The 11,591-nt window shown below is 61.4% G+C and carries 10 protein-coding genes and 1 pseudogene; 10 read left to right on the top strand and 1 reads right to left on the bottom strand.

The window, feature by feature from the left end:
• Positions 1–424: 424 nt before the first annotated feature.
• Entirely contained in the window at positions 425–1,372 is a 948-nt protein-coding gene (locus RE4_RS29205; RefSeq protein WP_007728221.1) for a LysR family transcriptional regulator, read from the bottom strand.
• Positions 1,373–1,497: 125 nt separating this feature from the next.
• On the opposite strand from RE4_RS29205, the gene RE4_RS29200 reads away from it, so the two are divergent.
• The 10 genes and pseudogenes from RE4_RS29200 to RE4_RS29155 all read left to right on the top strand — a co-directional run bounded on the left by RE4_RS29200 (position 1,498) and on the right by RE4_RS29155 (position 10,806).
• Positions 1,498–2,490, top strand: a complete 993-nt coding sequence (locus RE4_RS29200) for a putative oxygenase MesX (protein WP_024488140.1) — start codon at positions 1,498–1,500, stop codon at positions 2,488–2,490.
• 20 nt (positions 2,491–2,510) lie between these two features.
• Positions 2,511–3,548, top strand: a complete 1,038-nt coding sequence (locus tag RE4_RS29195; protein WP_060939838.1) for a methionine synthase — start codon at positions 2,511–2,513, stop codon at positions 3,546–3,548.
• Positions 3,549–4,646: 1,098 nt separating this feature from the next.
• A pseudogene (locus RE4_RS30910) lies at positions 4,647–5,041 on the top strand (IS6 family transposase); the annotation flags it as partial.
• Positions 5,042–5,338: 297 nt separating this feature from the next.
• Complete coding sequence (locus RE4_RS29185) at positions 5,339–5,977, top strand: hypothetical protein (RefSeq protein ID WP_060939837.1); 639 nt, start codon at positions 5,339–5,341, stop codon at positions 5,975–5,977.
• A 303-nt stretch (positions 5,978–6,280) separates the two neighbouring features.
• A complete protein-coding gene (locus RE4_RS29180) occupies positions 6,281–6,514 on the top strand; it encodes a hypothetical protein (protein WP_030537927.1) in 234 nt (77 codons plus the stop codon).
• Between the two features lie 187 nt (positions 6,515–6,701).
• Positions 6,702–6,944 carry a hypothetical protein gene (locus RE4_RS29175; protein ID WP_021343298.1) on the top strand — a complete coding sequence of 81 codons (243 nt, stop codon included), beginning with the start codon at positions 6,702–6,704 and terminating at the stop codon, positions 6,942–6,944.
• A gap of 210 nt (positions 6,945–7,154) precedes the next feature.
• The gene (locus tag RE4_RS29170) at positions 7,155–7,589 is read left to right on the top strand and encodes an ATP-binding protein (protein WP_157838978.1); all 435 of its coding nucleotides are present in this window, start codon (positions 7,155–7,157) and stop codon (positions 7,587–7,589) included.
• Between the two features lie 132 nt (positions 7,590–7,721).
• Positions 7,722–8,057, top strand: coding sequence for a hypothetical protein (locus tag RE4_RS29165; protein WP_060939836.1), 336 nt, complete (start codon positions 7,722–7,724; stop codon positions 8,055–8,057).
• Between the two features lie 727 nt (positions 8,058–8,784).
• The gene (locus RE4_RS29160; RefSeq protein ID WP_024488231.1) at positions 8,785–9,225 is read left to right on the top strand and encodes a hypothetical protein; all 441 of its coding nucleotides are present in this window, start codon (positions 8,785–8,787) and stop codon (positions 9,223–9,225) included.
• A gap of 1,068 nt (positions 9,226–10,293) precedes the next feature.
• Complete coding sequence (locus RE4_RS29155; RefSeq protein ID WP_060939835.1) at positions 10,294–10,806, top strand: hypothetical protein; 513 nt, start codon at positions 10,294–10,296, stop codon at positions 10,804–10,806.
• The last annotated feature ends 785 nt before the right edge of the window (positions 10,807–11,591 follow it).

Raw genomic sequence — 11,591 nt, 5'->3', positions numbered from 1 at the left:
TTCCAGGGGCAACCGGTGGTCGTTCCACGGAAGCACCCTTCGGCCCGCCAGTGGGGGAGCAGAACGGGCTCGATCACAGCCCACAAGTCATCGGGAATCTCATCGGCGCGCAACACATATTCAGCATCGAGTATCAATCTTTCGCGCTCCTGATTAACGACAAACTAGCCGATGGAAGAGTCTGCGAACACCGCTGCAACGAACCCCTGTGCGTTCGCGTGGAGTCGGAGCACCTCAGCCCCCCAGGCCGCGTACCTGCGATACGCGGTCGCCTTGTGGGACCCCCGGGATATTTCCGCAGTGGTGTAGACGCAGGCCGCCAGCCGTTGAAGCGAGACTTCACACCGTTGCCGTCGACCATCACGTGGTCCGTTCCCTCCATCCGCGCGTTGTCGCCGACCGTGATCCGCACTCGCGGCCCGATTCACGGAGAGTCGAGCAGCTCGATTCCGTAGTCGGCGACGACGGCACGCACCTCGGCGAGGTAGCGCTGTGCCTGCGCCGTGAGCGGGACCCCGGAATGGCTGATCCAGCCGATCTCGATGCTCTCGTCCACGTCGAGTGGGATGGCGACGATCTCGGGGTCGAGATCGTCACTGATGATGCCGGTCGAGATCGTGTAACCGTCGAGTCCGATCATGAGATTGAAGATTGTCGCGCGGTCGGAGACCCGGATTTCCCGCTTGCTCGACAGGGTGGAGAGGATCTCTTCGGCGAAATAGAACGAGTTGTTCGCGCCCTGGTCGAAGGTGAGCCGTGGCAGGTCGGCCAGATCATCGAGAGCGACGCGATCTCGGGAGGCCAACGGGTTCTGCCTGGAGATGAAGATGTGTGGCACCGCGGCGAAGAGCGGGCGGAACACCAGACCGGAATCTCGCAGGAGTTTGTCGATGACCTTCCGGTTGAAGTCATTGCGGTACAGGATGCCCACTTCACTGCGGAGCATCCGGATGTCCTCGATGATGTCCCAGGTCCGGGTCTCACGAAGCGAGAACTCGTACTGTGCCGCGTCAACGGAGTCCACCATCCGGATGAACGCCTCGACCACGAATGAGTAGTGCTGAGCCGAGACTCCGAGCAGCCGACGGGACGGTGGCTGACCGAGGTAGCGCTGCTCCAGCAGCGACATCTGCTCGACGACCTGCCTGGCATAGCCGAGAAACTCCGCGCCCTCCTCGGTCAACGTCGCCCCCCGGGCCGATCGAGTGAGGAGGGTGCGTCCCACTCGGGATTCCAGGTCTTTCATCGCGGCAGACATGGTCGGCTGGGCGACGTAGAGAAGGTCTGCGGCGCCGGTGATCGACCCCTCCGCCGCGACCTCGATGAAGTAATGCAGTTGCTGCAGGGTGATGCCTCTGGATTCTCGCGCCATAGCTAAATGCTATAGAGGACCATAGGCAACATTTGTTACCCGATAACTGAACTGGAACTGCGGGATAGTGGCAGAGACTTTCCGCAAGGCCGAGCCCGGCCGATCAAGACCCGAATTGGACGTTCATGTCGAACGAATTCACGTTCAGCATCACCACCACCCGCTTCAACGAGGACTACTCGCCGTCGGTGCATTCTCGGACCACCACGAACTTCGCCAATCTGGCCCGAGGCGAACACCGTCAGCAGAACCTCCGCCGAACCCTGGCGATGATCAACGACCGGTTCAATGGTCTCGCACGCCGGGACAACCCGGGCCTGGACCGCTACGCCGTCGAGCTCGAGATCGTCTCCGCGGAGCTGCAGTTCAGCTCGGACGGCGCGGATCACCGACTCCCCCTGATCGAGGTACTGGATATTCAGATCGTCGATCGCCTCACCGGCGCACGATTCCCGGGGATCGTCGGGAACAACTTCTCCTCCTACGTCCGCGACTTCGACTTCAGTGTTCGACTGCCGGCAGTCAACGAGGGCGCCTCTGAGTTCACTGTGCCCGGCGACTTCGGTGACCTGCACGGCAAACTGTTCCAACATTTCCTCGACTCCGAGGCCTACAGGGAACGCTTCGCGGTCGATCCCGTGATCTGCATCAGCGTGTCCACAAGCCGGACCTACCACCGGACCCGGGATCACCATCCGACCCTCGGTGTCGAGTACCAGCAGGACGACTACTCGTTGACCGACGAGTACTTCGGGAAGATGGGGCTGCAGGTCAGGTACTTCCTGCCGCCCGACGGTGTCGCCCCGCTCGCGTTCTACTTCCGCGGCGATCTGCTCAACGACTACACCGACCTTCAGCTCATCGGCACGATCAGTGTGATGGAGACCTTCCAGAGGATCTATCGGCCGGAGATCTACAACGCGAACTCGCCGGCCGCTGAGATCTACCGACCGAACCTGGATCAGCAGGACTACTCGCCTACCCCGATCGTCTACGACCGCATCGAACGCGATCAGCTGGCAACCAAGCAGGGCAAGTACACGGAAGACCACTTTGTGAAGCCCCACCGCGAGTTACTCGAACAGTGGGCCGCCCGCTTCCCCGTTCTCGTCGGATGACCACCGGAGGAAAGTCGACCATGAACCAGATCTTGCCCACGTCCATCGTCGGCAGCCTGCCCAAGCCCTCGTGGCTCGCCCGGCCTGAAACCCTCTGGGCGCCCTGGAAGCTGCAGGGCGATGAGTTGGTCGAAGGCAAGCAAGATGCACTGCTTATCGCCGCTCAGGAACAGAGCGATCGCGGCATCGACATCGTCAGCGACGGAGAGCAGACCCGTCAGCACTTCGTGACGACATTCATCGAGCATCTCGACGGGGTCGACTTCGAGCAGCGCGAGACGGTTCGGATCCGCAATCGTTACGACGCGAATGTGCCTACCGTGGTCGGCGCAGTGAGCCGCTCCAAGCCGGTCTTCGTCGACGACGCGAGATTCCTCCGGCAGCAGACCGATCAGCCGATCAAGTGGGCACTCCCCGGCCCCATGACGATGATCGACACGCTTTACGACGGCCACTACCAGAGCCGCGAGAAGCTGGCGTGGGAGTTCGCGGCGATCCTCAACCAGGAGGCACGAGACCTGGAGGCTGCGGGGGTCGACATCATCCAGTTCGACGAGCCAGCGTTCAACGTCTACTTCGACGAGATGAAGGACTGGGGCGTGGCGACGCTGGAAAGGGCAACAGAGGGATTACGCACCGAGACTGCAGTACACATCTGTTACGGCTACGGGATCAAGGCGAACACCGACTGGAAGTCCACCCTCGGCTCGGAGTGGCGACAGTACGAGGAGTCGTTCCCCCTCCTGCAGCAGTCCAGCATCGGCATCATCTCGCTGGAATGCCACAACTCCCACGTCCCGATCGACCTCGTCGAACTCGTCCGGGGCAAGAAGGTCATGCTCGGTGCCATCGACGTGGCGAACGAGAAGATCGAGACTCCGGAGGAAGTCGCCGCCACCATTCGGAACACTCTCAGGTTCGTCGACGCGGACAAGCTTCTGCCGAGCACGAATTGCGGCATGGCGCCCTTCTCCCGAGGCATTGCACTGGCGAAGTTGAGCGCGCTCAGCGCGGGTACGCGCATCGTTCGTGAGGAGCTATCGACCGCGAAGCCCTAACCTGTTGGGCCTCATCTCACCGGTTAAGAGCGGGCTGCTCAATGTTTGATGCGTGATACGGGGTATGTATTGCGCGTCGACGAGATTCCCGATGACTTGGGGGCTGTGATCAAGCCCGTACTGGCGGGCCGAAGGGGGCGAGTTCTGGGCCGGTCCACCGCAGAGTGGTCAGAAACCAGTGACCGGGGGTGACGAGGTGTGGTTATGCCAGCCGCCGAAAGGGCCAGCGGCCTTGTTCGGTTGGGGACCTGTGGTGACACGGTGGGCAAGTACCGATCGCAGCTATCGTCTCCTGGGGGAAAGGTAGTGATGACGACAGAATCGGCGGATTACAGGCCTCCGATCGATATGCCGCTGCACGTCAGCATCAGGTGGTCGTAGGTTCATCTCGAACGGGAAAGCTACGCGTCCGGTTGCGGCTCAGTATCGGTCCGTCTGATTATGCAACGGCCGGTCGGGTACGCCTCGGGCGTACCGAACGCCACTGTTTGGGCTTTCACGCAAGTCAAACGCATCATGAAAATTAACGAGCACCACCGTGTGAGTCTCGGAATTATGTGGCACGTTCTTCCTGAATTATTTGGCACGATGGTAGCCGTCAGGCACTCTCACCTTGGATCCTCGGTCGAGTAGGAGGTGGGCGGTATCTCGGACCTCTCTGTGTTGAGATCCGCCAACCCGGCATTCTCCGAGCTACCGAACAACTCCTCGACGCGGCGACTGTTCAGAAAACCACTGATCAACTGCCACAGTTCATCCGCGAACGCCGGGCATCTGGTCCGACCAAGCGAAGCAAGAGCACGAACGCATCATCATCATCATCATCGAGCGCGGCCACGATCCCGCGCTCGGCGATCACCCTCGAATCATCGGGGTACACCCCGCCCAGGAACTCCAGCCTATGCAGATAACCGTCGGGTTACCTGTTCGGGCGCATCCCCTCATTCTTCCACCACGATCACTCCTGCAAGATCGGCGGCGTCAAGTATTCCAGCGCTGCTAAGCAGGCCCGTCTGATCACATCTGTGCCCGGTGGGAGTGGGCCGAGGCATTGTCACGTTGACGAGCTATCGAGGGCCAGCTGGCACGATTTCGATCGTGACCACCACCGCCGCGCCGTCGTACAAGCGTCACCGCTACCCCAGCGAGATCATCGACCATTGTGTGTGGCTGTATTTTCGGTTCACGATTTTCGGTTCACGCTGAGCTTTTGCGACGTGGAGGAACTCATGCTCGAACGTGGTGTCGTGGTCTCCTACGAGACAATCCGGCGATGGTGTGACAAGTTCGGGCAGGCCTACGCGAATCGGCTGCGTCGCCGCCGTGCTCGCCCCGGCGACAAGTGGTTCCTCGACGAAGTTTTCGTCCGGATCAACGGAGTTCAGCACTACCTGTGGCATGCCGTCGACCAAGACGGCACAGTCCTGGACGTGCTAGTTCAGTCCCGTCGAAATACCAAGGCGGCCAAACAGTTCTTCCGAAACCTGCTCAAGGGCTGCTGTCGGCCGGTGAGTACCGGCAGGTGATGGCTGATCAGTTCGCCGTATGGCGCGAGGCTACCGGTAGCGCCGTCGTCGCCTGAAAAGGCGCCTGCGACAAGGCCGTTGTATCACCACGCATCCGAACACACCGTGTCACCGAACATTCACGTTAATGTGACAATCCCGCAGGACGGGGCCCCTACTGTTCGACTGATCTCTCGGCGTCTTCAAGCGTCCCCTGTGTTCGCTCGATGACGGTCGATCTAAGCTCACCTCGACAACACAACTTTCACCTTCACGGGAGCAGTGATGAGACCGCGATCCATCTGGCTCGCCGCACGATCGGCCGAACTTCGGGCCGCTCTGCTCGACCTCGGGCTCACCGTCACCGACGCCCAAGCACAGACAATTCTCGCCGACAAAATCTCCGAACACATGACACTGATCGGTATCAGTCGCCGTACCGCGCAGAATGCCTTCACGGAAGAGCGTCTCCTTGCATTCGCCCAATCACTGGCGGTCTCGCTCTCCGACGAAGCCCCCGGCGCCGACCTCATCGCATTCGAACGCAGTATTTCCATGCCCCTTGCCGCCGTCGGACTCACCACCGCAGCACTGGCCGAAGCGTTGAAAGTTGCCCACATCAACCTCGACGACATCGAAGCCGTCACCGGCCTGTCACTGCTCTCGACCCTCGGCATGATTACCGCCGACGCTCACACCTCCCTCGTTCCCACCCCACGTCCACTGCTCCTCCGCATCGCCCGGTACCTCGATGCGGCCGCGGCATCCGTCCTGCGCGGCGCGAACCTCCCCGACGGACTCGACGAAGCCAACCGCTCCCACTTCGCCGACATCCTCGCCCAGGACGCCGACGGAATCCGCACCCTCGCCAACAGCGACGGCGACGACACCCCGCCACTGTGGCGCACTCTCGACTCACGCTGAGCACCGAGAAGTAGACGGAGCTGCTACTACGCCCCTCACCGAATCTGCCACTCCGTCGAACGCCGTCGATGCCGCTCCTCCGAAGAGCCCAGCGTCGTTAGCCAACCCTGCGCCGAGGTCGCCGCCGACCGCAGGGCAAGAGCACTCCTCACCCCCGGGGTACCAGCCGATCAGCATTGACGCAGTAACATTCCTGCTCGTGGTGCGCTGCTTTCCGCCTCGGTTCCAGCGCACCACCCACCCCACGACAGGCAGTCACTTCATCTCTTGTGCCTGCATGATTGACATGTGCAGGAGCTACCCGTGACCTTCCCCGCCAAGCGTCTGACCGCCGCACTCGAACAACTACCCATCAGTGACGACGCCGCCATGTGCCAGCTTCTACGCACCACCTTGCTCGATCACGCCCAACATGGTCGCGACATCACCGAACCCACCCTGCTCGGACTGCTCGCCGTCACCAGCGCCCTGGAACAACGGCTCACCCGACTCGAAGCAACGATCCAACCCGCACCACGCAGGAACCCGCACCCCTGAACAAGCCGATCCCGACGGCGCGGCATTAGCCTCCACCGACGGCACCCGCCAGAGCGGTGAAGCGCTGAGCGAAGCACTGACCTAGCTGAAAGACAACCGTAATCCGGTTCGCAGTTCGTCGGCTCCGCGGCTGATGCGGATGTCCGGCAAAATTCATCGAGAGTGCGGCGCCCCACACACAGGCATCATGCCGGCTCCGGCCAGCGCGATCGTCTCGGTCATGATGTCGCGCCGAACCTTCAGTCGTTCTCTGAAACTGATCACCGCCTCGGCCACCGAGGGCCTCTCACGCGCTGGAGCTGCACCGGTGTCCGGGCGATGCACTGCACGGTGTGATTGTGCCGGTGCATCCTCTTGCAATCAGCTCGGCTCGTCCATCGTCCAACCTGAAATTCTCATGGAATCCGAAGTGACCGCAGTTCTGAGCTGACGGAAAAACGTGCGGACACGAAATCGCTGTCACCTCGACGCGCAGAGGGTCGCCTCGGCAGTCGGCGACGTGTGCCCTTCTTGCTGAGCTGTGCCCATGTTTGGGGCCTACACATTCCGGTTAACTGGACGGGGGATCAAATTCCTCGTTCGAGGGTGCGATCGCGGACATCGCAGGGGTTCGCACCTTTTCTCGTGTAACAGGAGCCCCATGCCCATGTGCTTCGAGCAGGCGACCGTCTCACCGACCGCCTCGTCCCTGTCGCTGTCCGTTCCGGCCTCTCCCGACCACCTGTGGATGCTCCGGTCGATGGTGCGCACAGTCGTGTCTCGTCATCCTCTTTCGCGGGATGCACTCGATGATCTCGTCCTCGCCGTGGACGAAGCCGCTGCCATTCTCGTCAGTCACGCCCGCAGCGCGAGCGCTGTGGTGTGCGTCGTCGACAGTGGTCCCGGCTCACTGCGGGTGTACCTGACCGCCACCACCCACGCTCCGGTCGACGCCCTTAGTTCTTCGTTCGGATGGTTCGTGCTCGCCGCCCTCGTCGACAACGCGACACTCGACCAAAAACCCGCAAGACCACCCGCGGCGAACGAACTCTCCGTCACCATCAGCGTGGAAAAAGCCTTCCCATCAGGCGGATGAGTCCCGCCTCTCACCCGGATCGAGACGCACCGGACCCGACACGTTCCCGGCGCCGTTCCGGCATGCGATCCATTACATTTCTTCATTCACTGTAACGATAGTCGATGTGGTGTCGATAGCTCTGGTATTGCTGTGGGGGGTAGTGGAGTCGACGAGTTGCTCGAGTACATGCGTGTGAGGTCACCTCGGCTTCGTAGTCGCATCCGCTCCGAAGCCGAGGTGAAAACTCATGCCTGCAAGTCGTCGTCGCCGTGCTGCTGCTCTCGCGGCGTACCTGGCGCCGGCATCGCCAGGGCCGAGGACAGACCGAATGATTCTTTGTATGCAGGGCTTTCAACCGACGAACTTCTCCAACGCCATCAGGACTACCTGCAAGCGTTGATCTGGGCGCAGGCGACTGCCTTCTCCGACGACGACGACGAGGCCCTCGCTGCGATGAGCCGGCGATACACCTTTCACTCCGCCTAGGGTCGACCTCGCCGTTCCGTCGGATTACCCGGGACGTATTCGAAAGATTCGCGCGCCGTCCCTTCCCTGATGATCCGCATGACGTTCGATACGGTCCGGTTGAGCAGCCCCACTGCGCGAAACGGGGACGCTGCAGCCACCTGAAGCGTGCGGCAGTTGCCAGGGAGGCCCGGCGGAACGACGGCGACGTCGATACGGAGGCAGGGCCCCTTCTACGCGAGAGGAGTGCAGAATCTCGAAGATCAACGCACCGAATCCGGCCACAGGATACTTCTCTACGCGGTGCCGATACTGCGGAGATCTCGTCTACGAAGGTGACTGGATCACGCCCCGGGAGCGTCACGAGGTCCAACAGCATCACCGCGAGCTGTGCTTGGCGCGGCTGCCCGATGCCAACGAAGATGCAAGCCGCAGGGGCACCCTGTCTACCGTCGTGCTGACGCTCGTGCGAGCACCGCAACCGTCGCCTCATGCTGCAACCGGGTGAGGACCGAAAAGGGGTCTCGCCGAGAAGACCCTGCCAAGAAAATCAGTTCCGAGAACAGCACAGCTGGTTTCGAGCACCGGGACTGCGAGAACCGGAATGGACCTCTCAAGGATCGGTCATTGCTCCGGAGAACCCGTGGTCCGTCGACCTCCTCGAGTCCACCATCGACGCCCACTCACACGAGGGAATCCACGTGCAGAAAGAGAGCTCGGGTATCCGTGCGCGGGTTTCTCTGATGAGATGACCAGCATGAAGAAGTTGCTGGTCGTTGCCGCGATAGCCGTTGGAATCACCGCGTGCGCAGACAAGGACGAGACTCCACCGGAGTTGCAAGAATCTGCTGTGCCCACTGTCGGCGCATCTTCTTCCGCCCCCGCTCCTACAGACGAATTCGGGGAGATGATGAACGAGGGCGCGCAAGCGCAAATCCAGCAACGCCCCGAGGAAGCTGCCCAACTCGCTGCCGATTTCGCCTCCATCACCGGGGAGCAGGTCACTGTCGTGGCGGCGCAGCAGATGTCGAACATCGTGTGTCTGGACATGGAGAACGCCCAAGGGCCGGGAGCACTGGGGGCCGTCTCCGCCGCGATGGCGACCGAGACCGGGGTCAGTGCGGAGATGATGACTCGTGTCGCTGAAAGAGCAGTGGCATACCGGTGCCCGGAGTTGGCGACCAAGTAGGGCCGCCCCTGATCCGGCACTGTTTGAGAGCGGCACCGATCGGGAACCAGTTCTCACGGTCGCAGGACGGTCGCCTCGGCCGGCTTCGGGCGTGTTCGAACCGCACGGTTCGCCGCAGAAGTCCACCGGCCCGCCGAGGGAGCCGACACTCTCCTCGGCGGGCCACTGACCACCACATCTATTCTCTACGGTGGTCCACGACTCGTCGATGCAGACGGTTCAGGCAATGCTGCCAGAAAACGGTGGTGCCCGCCAGCTCACATGTGAGTGCTGCGCCGGCGGGCTCTGCACGCCGTGAGAGACCAACCTTACGACGCACAGTCTGTAGCACTGACGCTGCTTCTCTTACGGAGCGACTCCAGCATCGGTGCCAAGGTTCGATGCGCGCCGATCATCAGCCAGCGAGCTCCCCATCCGGAAGCAGAACAGGTGACCGCCGCGCACAGATCGAATCACTCAACGGACATCCCTGGCGCGGCCGGCGCGCCTGACATGACCCTGAAATCAGGAAATCCTTGTGCAGTAGTGGGTTTCGCAGTTATGTTTCCTGTGGGCGCCCGTCGACCGGCTGGTCACTCGACGGGAGGCGGGACGCCCGTCTCCCGCGACTGCAAACGCGTCCTGTTCCTCTCGGCGTTCGTCGTGCTGCACGATTCTGCCAGTCGCACCTACTACGACCGAAAACGAGTCGAAGGAAAGAAGCACACCGCCGCCCATCTGCCTCGCCGGAAGTCGCTGCGATGTTCTCTACGCCATGCTCAAGAACCATGAACCCTATCGATCACTCGCCGTGACTGCCGCTTGACGAAGACAACATGGCCCCCGGCAACTCATCGTCCAACGCTCCGAACCGTCGAACGCCCGTCGGTTTCCCAGCTGCACTGCACCAACTCCAGTGCCACGAGCGCCGTCAGGTTGGTCACTTGATCGTGCAAAGCGGCGCGAGTCCAACGGCGCTGGGAACGCCCATCGCCCGCCCGGAAGCGTGTGCCTGATGTTTCGAAGCTGCGCGTTTCCAGGTAAGTCAATCGGCAGGATCATGGCGCTCTCGTCGTCATCGGCGCAATCGTGGCAGCCGTGATCGTTCTGCGCCCGTCACCGGGCAACTCGAACGTGGACAATCCAGCCGCCGCTGGCAGCACATCCTCAACGACCACGACTGCCGGACCGGTCACCGACGCCGACACCGTCAAAGCGGCCCTCCCCACAGCTTTGAGCAGTGCCTCCGAAAACTGTCGCCAATCCACCTTCACCACCGACGGTGCCCTCGTGATCAGCTGCGATATCAAAAAATCCAATCAACTCGCCGAAAGCTTCTCCGAATACGGCAATCGCTTCACAGCCAGCCTCGACCTGAAACAAGCGAAAAAGACACTTCTCGGATACGGCGAATACGACTACGGGAACTACACCCTGGTCGAAAACGACTCCCGCACAGCAGGAGTCAACATCAGCGACGGCGCCACCGGACAAGTATCGGGAAGTTACGTCAACATGGAAACCGGCCTCACAATCGACGTCTACAGCATGACCGACAGCGCTGCTGTCACTAGCTTCTTCAAAAAGACAGGGCTCCTCTGATTGTCCAGTCCACCAAAAGCCGAGCCACGCAGGACGAATGTTTGACCACCACGACCCCGTTATTCCCATCCCGAAAGACTCTTCCCACCCACGCCTCACCTCGCACGATCACGCTCGCCCGGCCGGCCGGCTGGCACTCCACCACGTCGTGAACAGACCAAGCCATCACCACGGACGAAGAAACAACCGGCGCTCGAAGTAAAGAGACCGAAGACATGAGATGCCCGCCAGCTTTCGTCTCGACTGTGCCCGCCGCACATCACGAAGCGCTTTGGCAGATGATCCATTGGCGGTCATACCAAGTTCCTCACTCTCCGACGAGGGCCGGGTCTGTACCGTCGCCACGCACCCGACATATTCGGAACGTGTGACAATCGGGACGAGGTAGAAGCCCGCCGCCCCCGGCGAGTGGACAGCCGGAGGGCAGGCCCTGCGCGGACGAACTGACCACTCAGAATCACCGCAGCAACAAGATGCTAACCAAATTCGAACCCGAAATGCCAGTTTTCCTGCAGTGCTCAATGTTTGGGATCTTCGTCCACTATTCCGACGACAGACGTGATAGGTCAGGAGTGCACACTGAATGAGGGGTGCATCCGCGAATCCGTCGATGACTCAGAGGTCCGAGAGAAGCGGTTACAGGACAGGCGGGCAGTATGGCGGTGGTGCACCCGATACCGGACACGCGGTGTACGAGCCGAACCAAGGACGATGAAACCCGAATCCGAAATGACCGTCGCTCAAGGTGGCAACCACACCAACGAAAACCCTGGTGATTCAGCCGA

The sequence above is a fragment of the Rhodococcus erythropolis NBRC 15567 genome (assembly GCF_001552595.1).
Lineage (GTDB): Bacteria > Actinomycetota > Actinomycetes > Mycobacteriales > Mycobacteriaceae > Rhodococcus_F > Rhodococcus_F erythropolis.
The sequence above is the reverse complement of the archived record's forward strand: the minus strand, read 5'-3'. Positions and strand labels throughout refer to the sequence as shown.

Bases quoted from the DNA above. Each gene is read 5' to 3' on its own strand.
- RE4_RS29205 (WP_007728221.1), bottom strand. From the start codon at position 1,372: ATGGCGCGAGAATCCAGAGGCATCACCCTGCAGCAACTGCATTACTTC.
- RE4_RS29200 (WP_024488140.1), top strand. From the start codon at position 1,498: ATGTCGAACGAATTCACGTTCAGCATCACCACCACCCGCTTCAACGAG.
- RE4_RS29195 (WP_060939838.1), top strand. From the start codon at position 2,511: ATGAACCAGATCTTGCCCACGTCCATCGTCGGCAGCCTGCCCAAGCCC.
- RE4_RS29185 (WP_060939837.1), top strand. From the start codon at position 5,339: ATGAGACCGCGATCCATCTGGCTCGCCGCACGATCGGCCGAACTTCGG.
- RE4_RS29175 (WP_021343298.1), top strand. From the start codon at position 6,702: ATGCCGGCTCCGGCCAGCGCGATCGTCTCGGTCATGATGTCGCGCCGA.
- RE4_RS29170 (WP_157838978.1), top strand. From the start codon at position 7,155: ATGCCCATGTGCTTCGAGCAGGCGACCGTCTCACCGACCGCCTCGTCC.
- RE4_RS29160 (WP_024488231.1), top strand. From the start codon at position 8,785: ATGACCAGCATGAAGAAGTTGCTGGTCGTTGCCGCGATAGCCGTTGGA.